This is a genomic window from Pseudoalteromonas sp. A25 (assembly GCF_009176705.1).
Taxonomy (GTDB): Bacteria; Pseudomonadota; Gammaproteobacteria; order Enterobacterales; family Alteromonadaceae; genus Pseudoalteromonas.
Window position 1 is genome coordinate 2,620,927 of record NZ_AP021846.1, and the last position, 24,824, is coordinate 2,645,750.

At 42.3% G+C, this 24,824-nt stretch carries 19 protein-coding genes; 8 read left to right on the top strand and 11 right to left on the bottom strand.

What is annotated here, in order from left to right; translation table 11 throughout:
• The first annotated feature begins 163 nt into the window (after positions 1-163).
• A complete protein-coding gene (locus GDK41_RS11230) occupies positions 164-2,038 on the top strand; it encodes a choice-of-anchor I family protein (RefSeq protein WP_152086500.1) in 1,875 nt (624 codons plus the stop codon).
• Between the two features lie 491 nt (positions 2,039-2,529).
• Here GDK41_RS11230 and GDK41_RS11235 read toward each other — a convergent pair whose 3' ends face one another.
• The 3 genes from GDK41_RS11235 to GDK41_RS11245 form a co-directional block, all read right to left on the bottom strand.
• Positions 2,530-3,087 (bottom strand): hypothetical protein, encoded by a 558-nt coding sequence (locus GDK41_RS11235; RefSeq protein WP_152086501.1) that lies wholly within the window; start codon positions 3,085-3,087, stop codon positions 2,530-2,532.
• Positions 3,088-3,347: 260 nt separating this feature from the next.
• Positions 3,348-3,911, bottom strand: coding sequence for a hypothetical protein (locus GDK41_RS11240; protein WP_152086502.1), 564 nt, complete (start codon positions 3,909-3,911; stop codon positions 3,348-3,350).
• 266 nt (positions 3,912-4,177) lie between these two features.
• Positions 4,178-4,744 carry a hypothetical protein gene (locus tag GDK41_RS11245; protein WP_152086503.1) on the bottom strand — a complete coding sequence of 189 codons (567 nt, stop codon included), beginning with the start codon at positions 4,742-4,744 and terminating at the stop codon, positions 4,178-4,180.
• 318 nt (positions 4,745-5,062) lie between these two features.
• Here GDK41_RS11245 and GDK41_RS11250 point away from each other — a divergent pair, with 318 nt between their 5' ends.
• A complete protein-coding gene (locus GDK41_RS11250; protein ID WP_152086504.1) occupies positions 5,063-5,758 on the top strand; it encodes a VC0807 family protein in 696 nt (231 codons plus the stop codon).
• Positions 5,759-5,849: 91 nt separating this feature from the next.
• Here GDK41_RS11250 and GDK41_RS11255 read toward each other — a convergent pair whose 3' ends face one another.
• Positions 5,850-6,737, bottom strand: a complete 888-nt coding sequence (locus GDK41_RS11255) for a LysR family transcriptional regulator (RefSeq protein ID WP_152086505.1) — start codon at positions 6,735-6,737, stop codon at positions 5,850-5,852.
• A 97-nt stretch (positions 6,738-6,834) separates the two neighbouring features.
• Between GDK41_RS11255 and GDK41_RS11260 the strand changes: the two genes are divergently transcribed.
• Genes GDK41_RS11260 through GDK41_RS11270 form a run of 3 tightly spaced genes read left to right on the top strand, consistent with a single transcriptional unit; the run spans position 6,835 to position 11,683 of the window.
• Complete coding sequence (locus tag GDK41_RS11260; protein ID WP_172971601.1) at positions 6,835-8,367, top strand: NADH-quinone oxidoreductase subunit L; 1,533 nt, start codon at positions 6,835-6,837, stop codon at positions 8,365-8,367.
• A 16-nt stretch (positions 8,368-8,383) separates the two neighbouring features.
• Positions 8,384-10,789 (top strand): DUF2309 domain-containing protein, encoded by a 2,406-nt coding sequence (locus tag GDK41_RS11265; RefSeq protein ID WP_172971602.1) that lies wholly within the window; start codon positions 8,384-8,386, stop codon positions 10,787-10,789.
• Positions 10,790-10,849: 60 nt separating this feature from the next.
• Positions 10,850-11,683, top strand: coding sequence for a DUF6671 family protein (locus tag GDK41_RS11270; protein ID WP_152086508.1), 834 nt, complete (start codon positions 10,850-10,852; stop codon positions 11,681-11,683).
• Between the two features lie 67 nt (positions 11,684-11,750).
• On the opposite strand, the gene GDK41_RS11275 is transcribed toward GDK41_RS11270, so the two are convergent.
• The gene (locus GDK41_RS11275; RefSeq protein WP_152086509.1) at positions 11,751-12,170 is read right to left on the bottom strand and encodes a helix-turn-helix domain-containing protein; all 420 of its coding nucleotides are present in this window, start codon (positions 12,168-12,170) and stop codon (positions 11,751-11,753) included.
• Positions 12,171-12,567: 397 nt separating this feature from the next.
• Between GDK41_RS11275 and GDK41_RS11280 the strand changes: the two genes are divergently transcribed.
• On the top strand, positions 12,568-15,513 hold the full coding sequence (locus GDK41_RS11280) for a TonB-dependent receptor domain-containing protein (protein WP_152086510.1): 2,946 nt from the start codon (positions 12,568-12,570) through the stop codon (positions 15,511-15,513).
• A 49-nt stretch (positions 15,514-15,562) separates the two neighbouring features.
• Here GDK41_RS11280 and GDK41_RS11285 read toward each other — a convergent pair whose 3' ends face one another.
• The 6 genes from GDK41_RS11285 to GDK41_RS11310 all read right to left on the bottom strand — a co-directional run bounded on the left by GDK41_RS11285 (position 15,563) and on the right by GDK41_RS11310 (position 21,762).
• On the bottom strand, positions 15,563-15,889 hold the full coding sequence (locus GDK41_RS11285) for a DUF2834 domain-containing protein (RefSeq protein WP_152086511.1): 327 nt from the start codon (positions 15,887-15,889) through the stop codon (positions 15,563-15,565).
• Positions 15,890-15,911: 22 nt separating this feature from the next.
• The gene (locus GDK41_RS11290) at positions 15,912-16,745 is read right to left on the bottom strand and encodes a DUF6279 family lipoprotein (protein WP_152086512.1); all 834 of its coding nucleotides are present in this window, start codon (positions 16,743-16,745) and stop codon (positions 15,912-15,914) included.
• Positions 16,746-16,862: 117 nt separating this feature from the next.
• Positions 16,863-17,255, bottom strand: a complete 393-nt coding sequence (locus GDK41_RS11295) for an ACT domain-containing protein (RefSeq protein ID WP_152086513.1) — start codon at positions 17,253-17,255, stop codon at positions 16,863-16,865.
• 416 nt (positions 17,256-17,671) lie between these two features.
• Complete coding sequence (locus GDK41_RS11300; RefSeq protein ID WP_152086514.1) at positions 17,672-18,721, bottom strand: lipocalin-like domain-containing protein; 1,050 nt, start codon at positions 18,719-18,721, stop codon at positions 17,672-17,674.
• 4 nt (positions 18,722-18,725) lie between these two features.
• Positions 18,726-21,125 (bottom strand): FtsX-like permease family protein, encoded by a 2,400-nt coding sequence (locus GDK41_RS11305; RefSeq protein ID WP_152087572.1) that lies wholly within the window; start codon positions 21,123-21,125, stop codon positions 18,726-18,728.
• Complete coding sequence (locus tag GDK41_RS11310) at positions 21,109-21,762, bottom strand: ABC transporter ATP-binding protein (protein WP_152086515.1); 654 nt, start codon at positions 21,760-21,762, stop codon at positions 21,109-21,111. The genes GDK41_RS11305 and GDK41_RS11310 overlap by 17 nt, the downstream gene beginning before the upstream one ends.
• Before the next feature lie 224 nt (positions 21,763-21,986).
• Here GDK41_RS11310 and GDK41_RS11315 point away from each other — a divergent pair, with 224 nt between their 5' ends.
• A complete protein-coding gene (locus GDK41_RS11315) occupies positions 21,987-23,354 on the top strand; it encodes a winged helix-turn-helix domain-containing protein (RefSeq protein ID WP_152086516.1) in 1,368 nt (455 codons plus the stop codon).
• A gap of 286 nt (positions 23,355-23,640) precedes the next feature.
• Positions 23,641-24,798, top strand: coding sequence for a PQQ-binding-like beta-propeller repeat protein (locus tag GDK41_RS11320; RefSeq protein WP_232056450.1), 1,158 nt, complete (start codon positions 23,641-23,643; stop codon positions 24,796-24,798).
• Positions 24,799-24,824: the final 26 nt, after the last annotated feature.

The following is a 24,824-nucleotide window of genomic DNA, read 5'->3' on the forward strand; positions in this document are numbered from 1 at the left end:
CGGTTTTTTACTTTTTAAAATGTCTAACCACTATTGCAACTAACAAAATACTCATCAGCTCATCGCAATACACAAAAATGAAATAATACAGTCACATCAAAGTCATTAAGCTATGTTTGACTGTCCCCTTTTTGAAATCAATAAAATTTAAAAAGGGTCACACATGTTACAACATTCGTTAAAACGTTCATTGCAGCACTCTCTTATTGCTTTATCTATTACATCTGTTTTGGCTGGCTGTTCACTCGATGGTGATGATGGCAAAAATGGCGCACAGGGGCCACAAGGTGTTGCCGGTGAGCAAGGGCCTACTGGCACAAATGGTCAAGATGGACAAAACGGTACGAATGGTCAAAACGGCATCGACGGGCAAAATGGTAAAGACGCCAATCGCTTACTTGATATTCAACTGGTTGGTCGCGCTGTATTGAATGCACAAAGCCCAGAAGGGGCTGCTGAAATCGTAGCATATCAAGCGTCTAAAAAGTGGATTTATGCCATTAACAGCTCAGGCGAACAAGCAGTTGTAGATGTTATTCCCGCCACAAGTTTTGACAGCACAGCGCTGGCTCGAAACAACGAGAATGTAACCACCAGCACCAACTTAACAAGTGCCCTAACTTTAAAATTAAACGACCACACAGCGGGAGACGCAAACAGTATTGCGATTGACAGTAACAATCAACTACTTGCTGTAGCCATGGCTGCAAAAGTTACGGGTCAAGCGGGCCAAATTGCATTTTATGATATCTCTGGCAATACACCCACATTTATCAAAAATGTTCAGGTTGGTGCCTTACCTGATATGGTTACCTTTAGTCATGATGGCGCAAAAGTAGTGGTTGCAAACGAGGGCGAACCGGCTGGCGATTACAGTGTAGACCCAGAAGGCACCATCAGCGTCATCAGCATCACTAACGGCACAATTGCCGATACTGCTACACACATTGACTTTAACGCATTTAACGACAAGCAGGCCGAGCTTGAAGCGCAAGGCATGGTGTTTGCTAACCCAACAGGCCGAACAATTAATGGCAAGCTCATTAATACAACTGTGGCGATGGATCTAGAGCCTGAATACGTGAGTATTTCAAAAGACAACCGTTTTGCGTATGTCTCTATTCAAGAAAACAATGCCATTGCAGTGGTTGATTTAAGCGACAACAGCGTAAAGCTGATGGGCCTTGGTTTTAAAGATTGGTCAGAGCTAAGCATGGATGCCTCTGATAAAGATGGCAAAATTAATTTTAGAAACTACCCTGGCCTGTACGGCATGTACCAACCCGATACCATCGCCAACTTTACTTGGAAAGGTGCCAACTTTATTGTTAGTGCCAACGAAGGGGATGGTCGTGAATACTTTTTTGATGCCAAAGATGAAGCCGACTGTACGGCAAAAGGTGGCTTAGACTACGATAAAGACGATGGTTGCCTTGCATACATTGATGAAAGCCGCGCTAAAAAGCTGACCCTAGCGGATAACTTTGCCTACCTAAACAATGACAACGACGACATTGGCCGTTTAAAAGTTACCACTGTGAAAGGCGATAACAACAACGATGGTCAATACGAGCAACTATACACTTACGGTGCTCGCTCATTTACCATTTGGGATAGTAATGGCATGGTGGTATTTGACTCTGGCGACCAAATCGAACGTATTACCGCATCAATTCACGGTAGTGCATTTAATAACGACGAAGATGAAAACGAAGGTGATACCCGCTCAGATGCCAAAGGCCCAGAGCCTGAAGCGCTGGCACTGGGTAAAATCGGTGAGCGCCTGTTTGCTTTTGTTGGCTTAGAGCGCATGGGTGGCGTTATGGTGTACGACATTACCAACCCGTATGATGTGAAATTTGCTGACTACTTCTACAACCGCGGTACGGTTGAAGGCGCGGATATCAGCGGAGACTTAGCACCTGAGGGCATGGCGTTTGTACCAGCCGAGCAAAGCGCAACAGGCAAGCCGCTATTGATCGTTGGTAATGAGATCTCAGGCTCAGTAGCCGTATGGCAAATCGCGTTAAAAGACTAACTAAAAGGTTAGCAACAAAGCGCGCTGTGCGCGCTTACATCCCTTTTACGCAAGGTGAATTAGGTGTAAAAGGTTAGCGACTTGAGCGAAGCGATTACGCTCTTTTTACGCAAGGTGAAATTAGCCATTGTAACCACCGCTGAGAGACTCTCAATTTCGGGTGGCGCTTCGCTTAACCGACCTACACAACCCGTAGGTTAAATAAGCCAAAGGCGCCATCTAACAAAAATACAAGACAGAGTCACAAACGTCGGGTGGCGCTTCGCTTAACCGACCTACATAACCCGTAGGTTAGATAAGCCAAAGTCGCCATCTAACAAAAGTGCACAACACTTGCGACACGCTGTGAGTACACTTTTTACCCAAGGTGAAATGCACAAACCAACAGCTGCTAAAAAAGAACTAAGAGAGGAGGACTTAAAAAAGCTGGGCAGACAGAACTCTGTATAATCGTTGCCAAAAAACACACTTCAAGCTTTTTAGCTGTAACCTTACGCTTCTTTCTCTTTGTTAAAATACGCCAAAGTCTGCCTAATTGGATAAAGTGACATAGCAAACACAGAGACCAGATTAGAAACCCAAGTAACTGCTTTATACAGAACTTTCAATTCATGGTAATCATAATACCCCCTTGCAATGAGCTGCATAAAAGAAACAGATATAGATACTAGTAGCATATACAAACAAGCTCTGGTTGAACCCGAAAATATGCACTCAGACAATTTATGGATAAGAAATACGATGACAACATTAATAGTATTTATAGCCATCAATACTAGGTAAAAGGTTTTGATTTTACTATTTAAACCAAAGTCTAGCGTTAATAAATAGAATTCTAAAGAATCAACGACTACCCAAATCAAAAAAAAGCAAACCACAGTAATAAAACAAGAATACATTTCATGCTGCTGTAAAGACGTGATTTGCCCTTTCCTTGCAAAAAATAAACGCCAGCGATAGACAGGAAACTGAGTAACCAAAAACCACAGTATCAGCATTCCAATGTAGACTGAAATAGAAACAGTTAGCTGATTTAAAAACTCACTCAAATTACTCAAAACTAACGACTCTCATTGATTAACTTGGCAAGCAATATAACACTTGAGCATTGCCTTTGTGGTGTATTTTACTTATAAAAAGTACAACGAGGCATGTGTGCTTTTACGCTATAATCTATCTATGTAACTCACCGTAGGTTAGATAAGCCGACCGCGCCATCTAACGCTGTGCAAAACAGTTTATCAGCAGCAAACACATTTACGATTGCCAAGGGCTACTCTGTCGTTACACAAAAATTTACTCAAGCTCTTTAGTCTTTCGCTTCTTTCTCTTTGTTAAAATACGCCAAAGTCTGCCTAATTGGATAAAGTGACATGGCTGATATTGCAATTAAAATTGCCAACCAAATACCTAGAGAATAAGCATTGTTAAACCCATGAAAATTAACGTAACCTCTGGCGCCTAATTGTAAAAAAAACAAAGACATTACCAACAAAGTCGCATATAAGCATATGCGCGACGCTTTCGAAAACAAGCAGCTTCGTAGTTCATGTACAACGAAAATCATAGTTATTAGTGCGGTGTTAATTACTATGCCCGATAGATAAAAAACCTTTATTCGACTATTCATACCTGAGTCGAACATCAACAAATATGGTGTCATTAAGTCATTCGTAAAACGCACCATAAGAAAACAAACCGAGGTAATAAAACCAGAGTATATTTCATGTTCCTGTAAAGACGTGATTTGCCCTTTCTTTGCAAAAAATAAACGCCACCGATACACAGGAAGCTGCGTAACCAAAAACCAAAACACAATGAGTCCAATATAAATATCGACGATATTACCTAATCGGCTCAAAAGTTCATTCAAAGGGCTCAAAACTAACGACTCTCATTGATTAACTTGGCAAGCAATATAACACTTGAGCATTGCCTTTGTGGTGTATTTTACTTATAAAAAGTACAACGAGGCATGTGTGCTTTTACGCTATAATCTATCTATGTAACTCACCGTAGGTTAGATAAGCCAAAGGCGCCATCTAACGCACTGCAAAAAAGTTTATCAGCAGCAAACACATTTACGATTGCCAAGGGCTACTCTGTCGTTACACAAAAATTTACTCAAGCTCTTTAACCTTAGGCTTCTTTCTCTTTGTTAAAATACGCCAAAGTTTGCCTAATTGGATAAAGTGACATGGCAGCAGTTGCAATTAAAATGCTCATTAAAACACCTGTTTTATAGATAACCTTCAGCTCATGATAAGAGAAGTAACCTCTTGCAATGAGCTGCATAAATAATAACGACAAAACGATTAATATTGAATAAAAACAAACGCGAGTTGAAGCGGAGAACAAACACTTCCTCAATCGATGATTAATAAATATGACTAAAATAAGCATAGAACTCATGGCTAGATGAGATAGATAAAACACTTTGACTTTCCCATAAAGCTCAAAATCTAGACTAAGTAAGTAGTGCTCCATCTCACCACCAAAATGGCGAAATATAACAAACCAGAAAACAGTCATGAAACAAGAATACAGCTCATGTTGCTTTAGAGATTGAATTTGCTCTCCTCTAGCAAATAACAACCTCCAGCTACATTGCCTAAAATAAACAACCAAAAACCAAAGTAGAATAAGTGTCAGATAGCCATTAATAATGGCTGCAAGTTCATTTAATAGCTCAGATAATGGGCTCAAGATTAGTTATTCTCATTTTTGACTTCTACACTCAATCTATCATTTAAACACGACCAGTAAAATAACTCCCTCCAAAGATGCACCTCAAAAAAGTACACACCAACCCCTAGGTTAGACAAGCCGACCGCGCCATCTAACCTAATCGCAAAGCTGCCTTACTCGTTAAAATCGCACTTATACACATCACACCGCGCGGTTATTGGCTCGCTCAGTAGGCGTGCCGCTTAAAAACCGCCACACTTTTCATCACAAGCATTTGCAGCCCACCTGCATTTTACCGTAAACTCGATAATTATATTGCAAAATACCGAGGCGTACGTGTCAGCAACCAATAACAAATCTTCTGGTTTTTTTAGCCAGATTCTTTTTAACATTGTTATTCCCGCTATTATTTTAACCCGTTTCTCTGGCGAGGCGCATTTAGGGCCAACGTTGGGCGTTATTATCGCGTTGTTGTTCCCGCTAGGGTTTGGCCTTTGGGAGCGCCATAAAACGGGCAAGTTTAACTTTTTGTCGGGCCTTGGCTTTGTATCCGTTTTACTAACTGGCGGCATTAGCTTGCTTGAGTTAGATGCCAAGTATATTGCAATTAAAGAGGCGGCTATTCCGGGCCTAATTGGGATTGCCGTAATTGTGAGTCAATACACTAAGTATCCATTACTTAAAACCATGCTATTTAACGAAAGCGTGATGGACATAAAAAAGATAGAGCAGGCACTTGAGCAAAAAGGCAACAGCGAAAAGCTCTCTAAAGTACAAGTTGTTGCTTCAAATATTCTGGCAGGCTCGTTCTTTTTATCTTCTGTACTTAACTATGTATTGGCAAAAATGATTGTTGTCAGCCCTGCAGGCACTGAGGCTTTTAACAACGAGCTCGGTCGCATGACCGCATTAAGCTACCCGGTAATTGCATTGCCTACTATGGTGTTGTTTTTTGTTGCGCTGTTTTACCTGTTTTCATCTTTGAAAAAGCTAACAGGGTTAAAAGTTGAAGAAATGCTCGTTGAGCAATAAAACACGGTGTTGCTGCTCAACGCATAATTGGGCAGCTCTCACTTGCCGTTACGTTTAGCTAAATGGTTGCTTCGCTTTAGTACACTTTATATCACAAACTACTTTCATCCAGCCTGAGTAAATCTAGTACCGCCTCAGAGTGGTGTTTTTTGGGCAATGAAATTGCGTAAAAATGCTCGTAAGTATTAGGGAGTACCTGATACTCCTCTAGCACGCCACTTTTAAGTTCATCTAACACCACCAGCGGTGGTAACACTGCACAAGCGCCGCTATCTCTGCTTAGCAATCGCAACATGGCCATATCATCCGCTTCGGCGAGTATGGTTGCTTTATATTGATTAACCGCGCAAATAGAATCAAACGCAGAGCGCACCTCGGTGTTGGTGGCAGGTAGCACCCAGTTTATATTTTCATAACCTTGTGGAAACGGCGTAGTTGGCTTTTTACCCGCAGGACCGACTATCGAAATCGCTTGACGACGCAGTAACTGATGTTGCCATGCCTGTTGGTTGTTATCGTTGCCAACCATACGATTTGTAAGCACAAAATCAAATTCATGATTAACAAGGCCATCAAGCAAATTGATTAACCCTCTGCTTGAGAGCTTTATTTGCACATTTTGTTTGGCCAATAAAGGCGAAATAAAACCTTCAACAAAGTTTCGTGATAGGTGAGTGAGCACCCCTATTGAAATAGACTGCTTAGTCGCAACAACACCAAACTTAAGTACCTGCTCAAGTTCATCGCCCGTGTTAAAAATATCTTGCGCATACTTTAATACTCGCAGACCCGCATCGGTTAAGCGCAACGTACGCCCGACCCTATCAAACAGTTTTACCTCATAACGCTGCTCTAACGCCCTAATTTGCGTAGACAAAGCAGACTGCGATAGGTGCAGCTCTTTGGCTACTTGCGTTAAGTTGCCTACCACAGCAACACGCCAAAAATAATACAAATGATGATAATTGAGTCTACTCATAATCGTTCTCTTATATAGAACGTTTAATTAAAATATATGTATTTTATTTTATCAAGCACATTCAAGCACAATGTATGAGATGTATATGGAGGCACCCATGCTTGATTATGTTGTTTTTGCTTTACTACTGTTAGTTCCGCTTGCGCCTGCCGTTGTTGGTTTTTGGGCGGGTTGGACACTGCAAACTGACTCTAAAATTGCCAAAAAAGCACTACTTGGCATACAGATGAGTATTGTTAGCTTTGCATTACTTGTTTTAATGTATGCAGTTTTTCCCTCCTCTGGCACACTTGAGCTTGCGCGCTTAACCCCCTTAACCTGGGTTATAACCAGCTTAGTGCTTGGTATTGGCTGGGTAGTCACGCGATTTAGTCGCCAGTACATGCGTGGCGAACCTCGACTTGGTTACTACTATCGTTGGCTGCTGTTTACCCTATCTGCGGTACTTATCACCGTTTTGGCTAATAACCTACTATTGCTATTGTTTGGCTGGGTAATGATCAGCCTATCGCTACATCGCTTATTGGTGTTTTACCCTAACCGAGCACGCACACTATTAGCAGCACACAAAAAATTCATTATCGCCCGAGTGAGTGAGGTAAGTTTAGCCATCGCATTTTGGCTAATTTACGAACAAACTGGCACAGCAAACATCTCTGCTATTTTCGACATGGTAAATAACGCTCAGCTTGTCTCTTCTAGCGAGCTTACCGTGGCTGCCTGTTTGATTGCCTTAACAGCCATCCTAAAATGCGCCCAACTTCCTGTGCATGGCTGGCTTATTCAAGTTGTTGATGCGCCCACGCCAGTGAGTGCGCTACTACATGCAGGGGTTATTAACCTAGGTGGTTATTTGCTAATTTTATTTGCCCCAGTGATGCAGCTAAGCCCAGTCGCAAACGGCCTATTGTTAGCAATTGCTGGCATAAGCTTATTGTTAAGCGCACTGATCATGCAAACCCGAGTGAGTGTTAAAGTAAAACTTGCTTGGTCAACTAGCGCACAGATGGCCTTTATGTTGATTGAGTGCGCGCTGGGTTTTTACGAGCTAGCGCTGCTGCATTTAATCGCTCACTCACTTTACAAAGCCCATGCGTTTTTATTTGCAGGCAGCACAGTGCAGCAATACCAAAATGTGCTACTTGCTAAATCATCAACTCATTCACATTTAAGGCTCGTGTTTAGCATCATCGTCTGTGCGCTCTTGGTCGGGCTTGCGGCTACACTGGTGCACAGTGCCCTATCGCTGTGGTTATTACTCGGTATTGGATTGAGTTTTCATTTGTACGGCCAAGCACACAGTGTTAAAAACCAACTGATTGCCTTGTTAAGTGCAATCATGATGATTGCACTTATTGTGGTTTGGAAGTCATTCGCAAGTCATTGGTTTAACTTGCCAAATTCAGGCAATGTAAACATATGGGCAGATGTTTATCTTATTTGTATAGTCACATTGTTGCTGCTGTGTGCTAACCAACTACATAAAAAGCAAGCCAGCGGCATTACGTCACGTTTTCAAAACGCATTTTTTGCCGGTCTCTATCTAGATGAGTGGTTAACACGATTTACCCAACGCGTATGGCCAACCAGATTGACCCCAGCATACCTAAACGACAGTAGTCGTAGCTAAAAATATGGAGCTGACCATGAATATTGCTTTAGACCCTACACAACTAGCAAACACCCCGACGCTGTTAGACACGTTACAGCAAGTCAGCCAGCAAGTAGCCCCTAATTGGCCACTTGATCAAATGATTGCGGTTAACCCATATTGGCAAATGCGCGACATGCCAATCAGCCAAGTTGCAGCGCAATTAAAAGCCGTTGCCAATATCAATGTAGTTTGGCCCTGTGCGCGTTATGTAAAGCACTATCACCAAGGTGGAATTTCTGATCAGGCGCTCAAACAGGCGATTAGCGAACACCCAACACTTAATCATTTAACTTTGGGCGAATTGATTGCAGCATCAACAAATATCAGTGTAACAGATGCCCAGTGCTTATCATTTACCGCATATGTTGAGCAGCAAAACTGCCAAACTCAGCTTAGCCTTTCACAAGAGCTCAACTCTCATATCAGTCAGTTTTGTGCTTGGTATTTTCAGCATTACGACAGTTGCCCAACCAAGCAAGAATCAGGGCATTTATATCAGCAATATCAAAATTTTGTAGCACAAGACAAAGGCATTTCACTGCTTCTTGATATCAAAGGGTTACACAAAAAATATGCCGCCTTGCCCAAATCTGTCGAAGCTTTAATAACTAAATGTGAACACAGCTTTGCCCTGCCCCCAAGCGCATGGCCTTTTTACAGCAAAAACTTATTGTTACAGCTCAATGGTTGGGCAAGCTGGATAGCCTATTTAAACTGGCAGGCCAACCTATATGCAAAACCCGCTGCATGGCACCTAGACCTAATAGCCATCAAACTCGGATGGGAGTTGGTGTTATTTGAGCACTTACAAAGCACCAATAAAACAGTGTTTTCGCATATCAACAAACAATGGCAATTTGAGCAAGCGCACGTTCAAGAGCGTGTAAAAACAATTAGTGAGCAACAAGCCTATCAGTTTATCTGGTGGCGCGCTAAAGAGATACAATATCAAAATGAACTTGCGGCTCAGCTCACTAAAACCGAAGGCACAAACATAACATCAGATACACAATTACAAGCGGTGTTTTGTATTGATGTGCGCTCAGAAGTGTTGCGCCGACATTTAGAAGCGCAAGATGACTCAATAGAAACCCACGGTTTTGCCGGGTTCTTTGGTTTACCGCTTGAGCTAAAGCTTAAGCACAGCCCTTTAACTCGTCCACAACTTCCTGGGCTACTCGCTCCTATTTTGTCGGTATCGCCTCTAAACACGCCTCATTCATTATTGGCTTCAAGGCATCAAGCTGGGCATTGGGATCAAGTTTATAAACACCCAGCCAGTTCGCTACCGATTGTTGAAACCGCGGGCTGGATGGCGCTGGCTAAAATCATCAAACGGACTTTTAAACCAAAACGCTCTAACAAAGTACTGTGTGCAGCAGGTAAAACGGATGAATGGCAAATAGAACAAGCTGGTGTCGCTTTAAGCCTTGAGCAAAAAGCAGATTTAGCACAAAAAGTGCTACATTTGTTGGGCTTTAAAGCCTTTGCCCCTCTAGTGCTATTGGTAGGTCATGCCAGCCACAATGAAAATAACTTGCACGCCGCTAGTTTAGACTGTGGTGCTTGTGGTGGGCAAAGCGGCGAAGTGAACGTACGCGTATTGTGTTCACTACTTAATGATAGCAGCGTGCGTAAAGCGCTTGCCTCCAGAGGAGTTACGCTGCCCGAAACTACCCGCTTTGCACCAGCAATACACAATACCACCACCGATGAGGTCACTATTTTGTCAAAAGTCGACTCTCACATCAGTCATTGGTTTGAACATGCCACTAAAGCGACGCAAAATGAACGTGCGGTCCGTCAATCTCAGGCCGACGAGCGAACATTATCGTCATTACCCCAAGAGCTTAATCGCCGTCAACTTGATTGGTCAGAAACCCGCCCTGAATGGGGGTTGGCAAACAATGCAGCATTTATTATCGGCCCTAGAATATTAACACGTAATGTAGATTTTAACGGCCGCACCTTTTTACACACTTATGATGAAACACTCGACCCTGATGGTAGCACCCTAGAGTTGCTCCTTACCGCGCCAATGCTGGTCACTAACTGGATCAATATGCAATACAATGCCTCGGTGAGCGCACCAGATAAGTTCGGCAGTGGTAACAAAGTGCTGCACAATGCAGTGGGCGGGCACATTGGTGTATTTGAAGGCCAAGGTGGCGACCTTAGAGTCGGGTTACCGCTGCAGTCGGTTCATGATGGGCAAAAATGGATGCACGAACCAATGCGCTTAACCGTTGTGGTGCGCGCTTCAAAATCGTTGCTGGAGCGCATTATTAACAAGCACCCTGATGTTCAGCAACTCATTAACAACCAATGGCTGTATCTATGGCAGTGGACAGACGAAGGGCTGCAACAATATGCTAACGGTACTTGGACAAACCTATAGCCCCCCAACGGTCAACGGCGCGAGTCGTTGGCCAACCAACTCTCAATTAACATCAACATTATGAAACAAGCACACACGCACATTGATTGGTCAACCAGCACCATTGCACTACTGACTAAGCACCATAAGCAACCAATGATAGAGCCTGCATTGTCTCAATTGGGGGTTAGATTATTCACCACCGATCAGTTTGACACCGATACTTTAGGGACATTTTCAAAAGAAATACCGCGCACACTCAATGCCCTCGAGTGCGCTAAAAAAAAGGCATATTTAGCAGCTAAAATGACCGGTGAACGCTTTGGCTTGGGCAGTGAGGGGAGTTTTGGTGGTGGCCCCTATCCAGGCATTGTGCAATGGGATGATGAAATTTTAGTGTTGCACGATAGCGATGCTAATGAAGATATTGTCTCAATCGCATCAGGCCCGGTGCCGCTGCGCTCTGTTGAGTTTAAGCATATTGATCAGCTAAGCGAAACGCTTTGGCAAACTCCAACTCAAGGCTGGATGTTAAACATCAATAACGCTTGGTTTAAAGGGATCACAACACAGCAGCAACTTAAGACTATTTTGAAGCAACATCATTGGGAGTCAGGGCAACCGCTTACATTGCAGCCCGACTTAAGAGCAATGCATTGTCCACCCAGACAACACATGATAAAAAAAGCCGCAGAGCAACTAGCCAATAGAATGCAAAGTCGTTGTCCTCAATGTAATACACCTGATTTTTGGGTATCTAAAACACGCTCTGGCTTACCCTGTAAAACATGTCAGCTACCTACTCAAGTGGCGCGCTGTGCAATCAAGCAATGCAAATTTTGTGACTTTACTCTGGAGCAGCCCAACGAGCATAAGTATGCAAATCCGTCACACTGTCAGTTTTGTAATCCTTAAATTTTAACAAAGTAAAAACTGACAATGTAAAGCGCAACGATTAGTGAAAATAACACAACAGGTAATTTCACTTATTGATTGCTCTTTGCATTATCGCCAGGAGCTTTTTGCTAGGTACCGAAAAGCCCCCCGCTATCGATTCAGGCGCAATAACTTGCGCTAGTTTCCAACCAGCTTGACCATGTTTATTAAGCTGAGTATTTAACTCCAGTGCCAAGGGGCTGTTAAGCTCCAAAGAAATGTTGCTATCAAATGCAATTTCGAGCACTTTAAATTCATATTGGTTTGTTGGTGATGTTTTATCCAAGTCGCTGGAACTCAAACCAAAAACATCAGCGAGTGCATTCTTTGATTTAGTGGAGGCGACGCCCTCTCGCTCAATTCTTTGCACAGTTCGTAAATTCAACCCAGCAAGCCGGGCCAACTCACTTTGCGACCATGACCTACTTTTTCTCAGCTCAACAACCCTATTAGCGCTTATTTTCATACCTTTAAACCACTCAATAACCAACAACTGTTGCTAAATATGTACACTTTATAAAACCCGCCATTACGACACCATTACGACAAAAATAAGAGTATAAAAATCAATTTCAAATCAGGTTTCCTCTCGCCTCCCAGGTAACGCTACACACCAAAAGCAAATAAAATATCTGCCGTATACAACACAAAAAGCTATATATGTTTTTATAAAAAGGTGCATAAGCAAACACTCACTTCGTGTAAAAAATAGTGCCGTAATATTTCAAATTAGACCCTCAAAGATAAATATAGTGTAAACAAAAACTAACATTTCAGAATATTGTATTCATTATCCCCTAATATCCCCATATAAGAAACTGTAATACAGTAGTACCTCTGACAACAACAAAAAAGGTATAAACGTGCAAAAATACAACAAAATATGCATAAGTATGCTAGGCATGTTCGCTACTTGCGCAACAACTTACGCACTGGCCGCAGAAGCCAATAACGATATCGATAATGTCGAACGCATAGCTGTTACTGGTAGCCGCCTGCTGAGCATTGAAGCTGCATCTCCGTCTCCTGTTACAGTTATTGGCGAAGATTTGATCCAAGCAAGCGGCGCTACAGATATTGCCGAGCTACTGAATAAACTCCCTTCAATGGCACCTGGTTTGAGTTCAGCGACTAGTAACTACAACGGTAACGCGGGTATGAGCACGCAAGATTTGCGAGGACAAGGAGCAAAGCGTACATTAACTTTGGTTAATGGACGCAGACATGTAGGCTCTATTCCTGGTGAAAGCACTGTTGACATTAGCTCTATCCCAACCGGGCTTATCAAACGCATCGAAATACTAACGGGTGGTGCATCATCAGTATATGGTGCCGATGCAGTTGCGGGTGTGATAAACATCATCACTAAAACTGACTATGTGGGCTCAAAGCTTAACGTCTCAGCGGGCATATCATCTCGCTCTGACGGTGAAAAACACGGTTTTAATTTTCTTCATGGATTAAATTTCAACAACGATAAGGGTAACGCAACTTTTTACTTTTCCTATGATAAAGAAGATGAAATCAATGCCAAAGACCGCCCTTACACGAATTCAAACTGGGCCTATTTGCCAAACCCTGAACACCTTGCTCTCAAAGAAAAGTTATTCGCTGAAGGAAAAACCTCACAACAGGTCACAGACATAACTGATAAAGATAATATACCAAATAACTTATCAGCCAGACGCTACTCAATATCTGCCAGCCCAACTACCGTTGTATTCATAGGTGGTGTTGCCTATACGTTCAATGTTGATGGCTCTATGCGGCCCGTTAAGCTGGGTAACAGCGGTGAACTCTATCGCCCTGAAAACGGCTTAACGGGAATACAAACCGATGAAGGGGGCGAGCAGCTAGGCGCTTATGAGTTCCAACGTTTGCGTGTGCCCGTCGAAAAAGCCATATTCAACAATACCATCAATTATGAGTTTGACTCCGGTTACTCCTTCTCATTGGATACAAAGTATGTGAAAACAGAGTCAGAATCGCGCGTTTTTCCAAACTCACTTTATGGCAGCGTACCACTGAGTAGAGATAACGCGTTTATCCGCCCTGACCTCGGCGCTAAAATGGATGAGTATGAAATGAGCTACTTACCCATAGCGCGTCACTTCACTGAAATGGGTTTACAAGGTACTGATTATAAACGTGATGTATTCCAAGTGGTCGCGTCATTGCAAGGGGCTTTTTCCAACAACTGGCAGTGGGAGTTTTACGCGCAATATGGTAAGGCAAGCTCAGACGACACAACTGTAAATAGCTACTATGAAGACCGCTGGCGCGCCAGCCTAGACTCGATAAGGGACGAAAACGGTAATGCGGTATGTCGCGCTTCTGTTGATGCCAGTGCTGCGCCAATTCCTGGTAGAGACTATAGCAATTGCATCCCACATGACGTATTCACCCCCATGTCTGATGAGCTACTAGACTACGTTAAGTTGGAACACACCTCAACAGAGTCTCAGACGCAAAAAGTAGTTCATTTCAACACCAGTGGTGATTTATTTGAAGGTTGGGCTGGCCCTATTGCACTGTCTGTGGGTGCTGAGTATCGAAAAGAAAGCAGTGAAACATCACCTTCGGATGTGTTACGCGACGGTATTGGCGCATCATACGCCATAGAAAAGCCTGTTATTGGGGCATATGATGTAAAAGACCTATTTCTAGAAACCAACATACCGCTGCTAAAAGATGTATTTATGGCTTCAAAGCTTGATTTAAATCTATCAGTTCGCTCCGCGCACTATAGCGAAGCGGGTCAAAATACCAGTTGGAATGTAGGCACAGTCTGGCAACCGATTGAAGATATAACGCTACGGGTATCGCGCTCTCGCTCAGCTCGCGCTCCCAATATTAATGAACAATTTACCACTGAAGGCGAAGGCTTTGAATGGCTTTACCAACCATGTAGCCAAAACCGTATAAAGTCTGCAAGTGCTCAAGTGGTCGAAAACTGTAAAAAGCTGGGTGTAAATGTGTTTACCGACCAAACAGGCGAAACAACCAGTGATATCCGCTGGTATCAACCGGGTACCATCGTAAACTCAGGAAACCGAGACCTTGACGTAGAGACCGCCAATACTCTCACTGCGGGATTCGTTATCACGCCAACAGCAATAGACAACTTAGAGCTTACATTTGACTATTGGGATATAAGACTTTCGGGGCTAATTGATAACTTTAATGTAGCGACAGTTGTTGATTCTTGTGTTGAACAAAGCTCTTTGGATAACCAATTTTGTGCATTATTAACACGCCAACCTGATGGCATTATCACCCATGTTAATTTAAAAACACTCAACCTAAATCAAAGACGCACAAGTGGCTTAGATATTATCGCTAATTATAAATTTGATGCTTTGGGCGGCACATTTGCAATCAATACGATTGTACAACGGCTGATCCGTCGTGATATTCAAACCGATCCAACACTAGATCTCGAGCCCACTGTAAGCTTATTTGCGCATCCAGAATGGAAAGCAACGGTTAATTTAAGTTATGAAAACGAGCAATTTAGAGTGGGTACAGCCACACGGTATATAGGCGAACAGCGATATAGAGAGAATTATACCGCATCAACCGTCAACCCGCATGAAACACCAAGCATGTTTTATACCGACCTAACCGCATCATATAACATCAGTGAGACCATGCGCTTAAACGTGGGAGCAAATAATGTTTTTGATAAAAAGACACCGCAAATGCCCAACGCGTACAGCGGCGGCGCTAACTACTACTTAGGCACTGATGGCGGCCTGTTCGACACACTCGGCCGCACTTACTTCGCCAGCTTTAACTGGGAGTTTTAAGTTTAAATTTCCAAACTACACGGCGCTGACATGGTAGCTCAGTGCCGTTCTATCCCCGTTGCAATAACGCTCTACCATTGACACACTTTAAATATAGATAAAACGGCAACCCAAAAGAAACACCTATGCATAGGGTACCAAGTATGGCGAATTGATACCCAGTAACTTGCCGCTTTTTAGCATCTACCGTAATGAATACAATCAGTACAATCGCAGCGATGAGCACATCTAACCAAGCGAATAAGCTTATCGGATTTGCAGCAACATTGTGATAAAAAAGCCCTATATTAATGCCATTATCAAACAACCAAGGTATAAATACACCAAGCGGGATAATGGCACCAAGCAAAGCAAGCATTAAGTAACAGTGTTTCATTCAATCATCCTTGATATCAAAGTTATTTCTTTAATGATGTGAGGTCGTCAATCAATTCATCAAGCTGTGCAATCAAATGCGTTCGTTGTTTGTCAGATAAGCTATCATACACATTCGCAAGAAATTGATATTCAGCCTGTTTATTATGTAAAATTCGTTCTTGTAGCGCAGCGGGTCGAAACTGTTCTGGCTGGGTAAGCAAGCGCTGTAAATCACTTACAAACGAAGCGTCTCTGTTGGGCTGTTCAAACAACGTTTTCAGCTCAGTTTGGTAGGTTGCACGATACGTATACCATAAGTCAGCGGTGCTGAGCTGTTGCTCAAAAAGTTGCGCTATTAAGCTTTGTTGCTCATCACTGACGCTACCAAGCCAGCGCTCTAAGTTGCTGTTTCGACTTTTTAACCAACGTTTTTTGCGCTTTTGCTCTGAGCGCTTTTGACGCTTTTCCATCGATTCAGCTTCAGACTCAGCTAAGGCATCAAACAATTCGTCCACTTGCGCTTTGCTAAGCAAAGGTGCCATTGCGGCTAAATCTGGCGCAACTTTATCTCTTAATCTATACCAGTGCGCTTGCATTTTACGTTGATGATACGCAACCCGTTCTGCGTTGATACTGCCTGCTAACACATCTGTTTTAATTTCATTTAGTTGCATTATGTATGTGTCTAGTTCTTGCGCTTTATGCCAGTCTAGCCATGTCAATAAATGTTCGTCAAAACGTGCTTCTTGCTCATCCGACAATGAGATATAATCATCCACATACCAATAAGTTAGCCAATCTAAATTTTTATATACAAACTTTGTTGAGCAACCGGCCATAAATAATAGTGCGGTCAGTATAAATATGTTTCTCATTGTTATAGCATCCAATTACTGAATCTTTTGAGTCTATACTCCTTACTCTAAAAAATGGATTAAAAAAGTGTCTGTAAATGTTTCAAGGATCCCAACAATCCAACTCTGGATTTTTGCCTAAATTGACTTAAGTGCCGCCATTGCCTGCTGTGCTTTGGCGCATTGTACAAAAATATGGTCATGATAGTACCCTGCTATCACGTTTGCGCTAATATCATGCTCGGCCAACTTACTGGCAAACGCAGCTGTTAACCCTACCGCATCAAGACTTGAGTGCACTTTGAGCGTAATACACTGAAAAATAGACTCATACTGGTGCCCAAACTCATCGGCCTTTTGTTTTGGGATCACCAAAGTCATACCTTCATGCTCCATAATCATCGCTTTAGGAGATAAATGCACGGCATCTGCGTATTGCCCTTTAGCCAAAGTTATAAATACAAACTCTGTATCTAGCAGCTCGGGCTGCATGGCGTTCAATAACACCTCTAAATTGGTTTCACCTACCATAGCTTCTCCACAATTGTTTTATACCAATTTTATTAATACATTGATCATTCTAGCGAGCTAAATAACTCATTAACTGCGTTATATATTTCTCATGTAGAATAACTACATAGCGAAATATTTACCTTGTTACTAAGCCATTTATCTGTCGCAATATCTGATCACCAATTTAATGCAATTGGTATTAGTTGACATTTTTAAGCCAACTATACCCGTAAGTATTATTCCTAAAAAGCCCCACGGCTGTGCACTATACCTCTTCGCTTTTCGAAGAGTCTATCTAAAGCAAAGAAGTCTTGCCGTTAACAACGGAAACATATGGTTATTTGGATGTGTTAAATAAGATAAAGTGAAAACTTTATATTGCTCACTTTATAGAGCGGGCGTAAACGCAGCGAACATGACCTTAATCGTACTCGTCAATAACCAGTTAACTCTGCATACCCTTTGCCTTTAAAGCCGCCCGATGCAACCACCCGCCCCTCCCAGTACGCAAACGTAAGGTCATTTCTAGAATCCTTAGTCAGGGCCTCAATAACGATGGGTGTTTCACGCCCCTTAATGTCAACTTGCCATTTACTTGGATACCTTCGCCCGTCGAGTAAAACGTGATCGAGTACCGACAACGCTATCTGCTCTTTATCTATTACTTTAGTTTGGCCATTTTCTTCAATCTCGGTTGCGCTACAATATTCATACTCTTGGGTTTTAGAGCGAACGCAAAATAGCATTAAACCTTGCTTACGCTCCTGCTCATTCACTAAACTAAACCAATCCCAGCCGAGCTGCGACTTATCAATCAAGCTTGCTGACCACTCTCTATCGTACCAAGCATTACCACGCACTTGATAGCGACGCCCCGCAAAAGTAACGTGACCGCTAACCTCTAAAAAAGGATAACTAAAATAATAAGACGCATGCCCACTTTGCGTCTTTTGGCTATAGCCTTGCTCACCATGTAAAACCAACGGACTATTTTGCAAAGTTAAATCAATACTATCCTGTGCTTGATTGGCAGATAGTTTTAGCGGTAAGAAGTCACGACCAACACTGCTTAAGTGCCAGTCATCAATACTGGCACTAAACGGAAAGCTGATGACTTGCGCTTGCTTAGCGCGAGCAAAACGCTCATAAGCACGATGTTGTTGCTGATGCTGAATAGCAAAATGGGCAAAATACACATTATTATCCCACCATTGCGAATGTATCTGTGCATTTAACTGTGCACGAAACAGTGTCCACTGTATGCCAAATGTTTCACCACTCTCAGTGTGTAAATTCGCGGTGATGTACCACCATTCAATGCCTTGCTTTGGGTGGGCACCATGATCGCCTGGAAACACCAATGGCGTGCCTTTTTTAACACGCTCTCCTTGTGCCATTTGCCATGCATGTTGTTGCTCGGGTACTGCGGGTTTGCACGCACAAAGCAAAGCACAGAGAAAAATAAGGCATAGTCTAAATTTCATTATGCTAGCTCCCACTAAGTGATTTTTTGGCCATCTTTCTAATTGGTAAATAAGCGCATATCATCGACACCGCAATCAATATTAAACACGTGAAAACTAAAGTGCCCAGATCCCAGCTAAAATGGATAGTCCACCCAAACGCTATCGGCATCACAAACTTTAATAAAGCAGCCCCCAAAGCCAGACCTAATGGAATAGCGAAGCACGCCGTGAAAAACACAATGGCCGTCGTTTGTAGTAACTTCATTATCAGTATTTGACGTTGTGTTACCCCTAAATTTTGCAATATTATTAACTGCTTCAATTGCTGCGCACTCAAACTTAACAAGCTGGTACACAAGCTCAGTAATGCAATGGCTAAAATAAATCCATTCAGCGCTTTAGTAACCACAAAGGTGTCATCGAACAACGACTTAGCCAGCTGCTTGAATTTGCGATTAGGGGTAATAAGGGTGCTGTCGATAGACAGTTCATTAACCAGATACTCACTCAACTGCGCAACCGTTATACCTTTATTCAATTTAACCGAATAGCCATAAAAGTGGCTGTGCAAACCAGCACCTAACAAACGTGGTTCAAGGGTTAATATAGCGATTGTTGGATTACCATAATCATAAAAAAAGCCATTTACTCGACATGTAAAAGCTTGCTCATTTTGCACAAACTTTACACTTTGACCTAATGTGATACCGTACTTTATCTTACTTTGCTCGTTTGCTAAGCAGCCTTGATTATCAAAATGCGATTTAGAAACCGGCTTTGCTGAGGTTAAAGATATGTGCTGGTAATGATGATGATCTAGTCCATAGCTTGCAAGCTTTGCTGGCAAAGTGCCAATCACGCCTTCGCTTTGTCGATAAGTGCTTAGCCTAAAAACCCCATAATGTGCATTGAGCTCGTGTTCAAGCGCTAAGTCAGGCGCTTTCAATGGTAGGTAAATGTCGGCGCTAAGCTGCTTTTCTAAATGCGCATTGAGCGTATTGCTAAAGCTTTGTACCATAACTTGCATACCAATTGCGCTGCCTAAAGCAACTAAGATTGCGATAACCGCAATACGTAAATCTTGTATATGATAACGAGTATCACCGTACAACCACTGCATTAATGGATGGGTAAGCTCCAATCGAATATTAAACAACGCGTGTAAGCATGTGGGTACTACCAACACAAATAACAACATCAAACACAAACACAAAGCCAGTGCCTGAATATCCGTTTTGGCGTAAAAACTTAACCAAGTCAGTAACCCCAAAACAATCACCAGTGCAGCATAAAACGCCCGCTTGGCTTGTCTGGCAAAACGTTTTGTTTGAGCCACTAGCATCACCGTTAGCGCCATCAAGTTAAGTACAAACCCAAGCAATACATTGACCCATTGCCACTGTACAACTAAGGCTTTGTCTAATTGATAAAGTGACATAAGTGTTCGATTTACATCAACCACCAGCGCATTGGCAATTAAAAAGCCCCCAAGCGAACCTAACAAAGCCGTTAATAAGCTCAAAATAATAAGCTCCAATGCCAACCCTAATGAAATGGCCTCTTTGCTGCACCCCAACACATGCATTTGAGTAAGCAGTTTTGCTCTGGCACTAAGTGTTAACTTTATGGCATTAAAGCTTAAAAATGCGGCAACTACATAACCCAATGTCGCCAGTGCGGTAAGATTGAAAAAAAACGCTTGCGATAGCACATCAAAATTCTGTTGATCTGCTTTCACCAACCGGGCCTTACCTGCAAGCAACGCATTGATGAACATCGCTTGTTCGTCGGATATGTCTGACAACTCAATAAAGCTAAGCTGCCCTTTAGCATCAAGCAATTGATCTGCATAAGCCAGATCCGTCAACGCCCAAAACCCGATACCTTCATTAAAAGTGACTTTGGGTTGTGGCCAAGCTTGCTTAAACTCAAACTCGACTATATTGAGCGCTTCATCCAGCAACCGCTCTTTGTATTGCGAGTCGACCATCAAAGTAGCAAATGAAGACAAGTGACCGTGTTCATTAACATGCTCAGCTCGAATTTGCGTGCCTCGGGCCAACCATTGCAAGGTATCAACCCCCTGTATTGCAATAGAGCGGCCTTTTTGGGTGCGTAATGTTCCTCTTAGTACCGGCTGAGCGCTAACAAAACCATTGCGACGTAGGGTGATCCACACTTGTCCACTCAAATATGGCTCACCGATCAACGGTTTAACTAAATGTGAGATTGGGTTATTGACTAAAGCAGATGAGCTTTCATATCGCGCTTTGGCTTCTTGATTTAACCCCGAAATAGCCGTGAGTAAGGCACTACCTAAACTTAACCCCAGTAAAAATAATATTAAAAGCCAAGGGTGACGTCGGTAAAAGTAGCCGTGAGTCGCAACAACCAGTTTTAATTCATTACTCAAAGCGACCATCACTTAACACCTTAACGGTGTCAAAATAATCGGTGAGTTGCTGGCTGTGGGTCACCATAACTAAGTTTATCTGGCGCTCTTTACATAGCTTGGTTAATAACGTTACAACCTGATGGGAACGTTTTTGATCAAGGTTGCCAGTTGGTTCGTCCGCTAAAATTAATTGCGGTTGGTTTAACATGGCTCGGGCGATACCCACCCGTTGCTGCTCTCCTCCAGAAAGCTGATGGGGTAAAGCATGGAGTTTATCTCGCAACCCAAGCTGCGCAACTAACTCATCAAACTGCACTGCGGTTTGACCTGCAAAGTTCAGTTGATGTTGAAACAAGATATTTTGTTTTACAGTCAAACACTCTAGCAGTTGGTAGTGTTGAAATATCAAACCAATTTTGCGTCGATAAAGCGCCAATGCTTTATCATTCAACCCGTTGAGTTCTAATCCATTGATTTTTACCGAGCCAGACTCAGGCTTTAATAGCCCCGCTAAAATATGGAGCAGAGTAGTTTTGCCCGAACCGCTATCGCCAAGCAGTGCGACATGTTGTGCTTTTGGTATTTCTAGATCTAAGTCTTTTAATATGCGGTGCTTTTCGCCGCCATCATGGCGACTAAAGCTCAGTCTTGATACTTCTATCACAGTAGCTCCTTCTCTTTGACTTAGAACTTATCATTGGGGCTAATAATATACACGCTTTAAATGTACTCAGATCAGCCATTATTTTGCTCAACCATGATTGAAACAATTTGTACTATTAGCCAGTTTGGCAACAAACAAAGGTTGACACCCGCAGTAAACCTGCAAATATAGGTACAATCAAATCCACCAGACTATTTGGTCAAAATCAATTAAGAAGCAAATTAATGACCGATATTCTCTTTAAGTTTGTTCCATGGCTTTTAGACCCTAGCAAGCGACAACTTTTTAACGGTAAACGTTTTATCTCTTTAGAAGACAAGCAATATCAACTTCTTGAACTGCTTATAATGCGCAGAGAAACAGTTAACAAAGACGATATTCTCAGTCATATTTGGCAAAATAAAATAGTCACTGAAGATACTGTCTATGTTGCCATCAACGGATTACGACGACTGTTAAATGACAGCGCTAAACATCCAGCCTATATACAAACGGTTTCAGGGCAAGGTTACTGCTGGGTGGGCCCAACGGTATATAAGGTCAACATCAATTCGCTGGCTCTAAGCATGGCAGCAGGCATAACGGTTGTACTTTTAACAAGTATTTTAACGTGGTATTCAGCCAAGCCAGAAACCCCTGCAGCAATCCAACACTCACAAATGAGTGAGCTGATCCAAGCACGCTATATTATTGAACATCAAAGTACGCATTCAGGTAAAGCCATAGAAATCTTGCAAAAACTGCACATTGAACATCCCAATAACACTGAAATAAAGTTTGATTTAGCTCAGGCTTATTACAAAAACCTAACTAAACAAGGCCCTTTATACGCCCACAATGCCAGCAAGGTTGAGCAAATACTAACAAGCATTTTAACGAAACACCCAACACATGCGAAAGCAAACTGGCTAATGGCAAATTATTTAATGTTAGAGAAATTTGACGTGCAGTCTGCCGCACAATATTACCCTCACGCAACAACCTTTGCCAAAGGACACCTAGACTATGCACAATACTTGTTAGCAATCGGCCAGTTTTCCAAGGCCCTTTACCATATTAGAGAATATCAGCAGCTTGATTTAGCTCACTATTCAAGTGAGAGTGTGGCATGGGTATATATGATGAGTGAGCACTACGAAGCTGCACTGAATGAGTTGAACAAGCTCGCACCATATGCAGCAACTCATCGTTACTATCACGTTTGCTTACGTTCAGTATACGAGCAGTTAGGAAAACAAAAAGCTGCATTTGAGGAGCTTGTGTGGGTAATGCGACATGAAAATTACTCTGAGCAGCATATCGTCGAAATTAGCCGCCGTTATAATCACTCAGGCCTAGTTGGCGCATATCAATGGCTGCTATACGACGATGATATACAAGCTGATATTGGCCATTACAGCGGACCTTATGCAAAAGCAAGATATGCGGTTTTAGCCCAAGACTACCCGCTCTCGTTAAAGTATCTTGAACAAGCATTTGAGGCAGGCCAAAAGCCATTGCTCTGGGTTGCCGTCGACCCGATTTTCAAACCGCTCAGAGAGCACAAAGCCTTCATTGAATTTATTTCAAAATTAAACTTAAAACCATATTAAACAGATAATTAAATAATTTTTAGACTTACTTGTGGGTTTGTAAAAGCCCACCGTTATTTGCCCTCACTTTGCGCCCTCTGACTAATACTAAAGTCAAAACCATTTTATTTAAAAAAATTTATCACTATAAAAAACAACAACATAATTAAAATATGTTGTACAAATTAGAAAACAAGTCATCTAAGTAAAAGCTCGGATTAAGTATTTTTAAGATAGTTTTAGTTTGCTTTAAGGACTTTTTCTTTTCATCGCGTTTAAGGTTTGCACAAATCACTAGGAGAACATGATGAAAACAACTAAAAAACTAAAACACTTAACAGCCGCCCTAGCCTTATCGTCTTGTTTGATGAACATCGGTTTTGCAGCCAGTGGCGATTACCTTTATAGCTTCAACGTTGGCGCTGAAAACTGGGGAAGCGTAAGCTATAAAGATCACACAGCCTACTTTGGCAGCGACGATGGCAAGTTATATGCTCTAAATGTTGAACAACCCTATTTAAAATGGACTTATAGCACACAGGGCATCGTTCGCTCCAAGCCGGCAATTAGTAATCATCAGCTGTTTTTTAGTAGTGATGACGGCTATTTATATGCGCTAAACCGTTGGAGCGGCACACTTTTATGGAAAGCGAATTTAGATGATGCAGATATACCCAGATACTTACCAGCCAATCATGCTCCATGGGAGTTTGACTACGCCAAGTCAAGCCCCATAGTGAACGGGGCTCATGTTTATGTGGGGAGTGCGAACGGTAAACTGTATGCATTATCAGCATATAGTGGCCAAGTTTTGTGGACCTTTGATACCAAAGGCAAAATCAGATCAACACCTATCATTAAAGATAATTTATTGTATATCAGCAATTTCAACGGCACGACCTATGCCATCAATAGATTTACTGCAGATCAAGTATGGAGCCACCAAAGTAGTGGTGCCATTACCTCACATCCAGAAATTGTAGATGATGCCTTGGTCATCGGTTCAAGAGACACAAAACTCTATGCTTTAGACTTAATAACCGGTAAGGAGCATTGGCATTTACAGTACCCTGAAGCTTCTTGGGTCGACTCATCGGCAAGCGCAGATCCCAATGGCAAGTACTTCTATATCGGCAGTTCAGATCTCAACATGTTGTACAAAATCAACATTGAAAACGGTGATATTGAATGGCAATTTAATACCGGAGGATGGGCTTGGGGTAAACCACAAGTGAGCAAGGGTGTGGTTTATATGGGCAGTGTGGGCCATGATGAACCTAATTGGTATGATACAAAACGGGGGTTTTACGCAGTAGATACCCAAACAGGCAAATTGAAATGGCAGTATAACCCTGAAAAAATCAATCAATTTGTACACGGCGGTGTGCATGGCACCCCAGCCATTGGGTACGGTAAAGTGATCGTCCCAGATCTTGACGGCTATATTCACGTATACGAGCAATAATAAATTAATGCCCAGGTAATACAAAA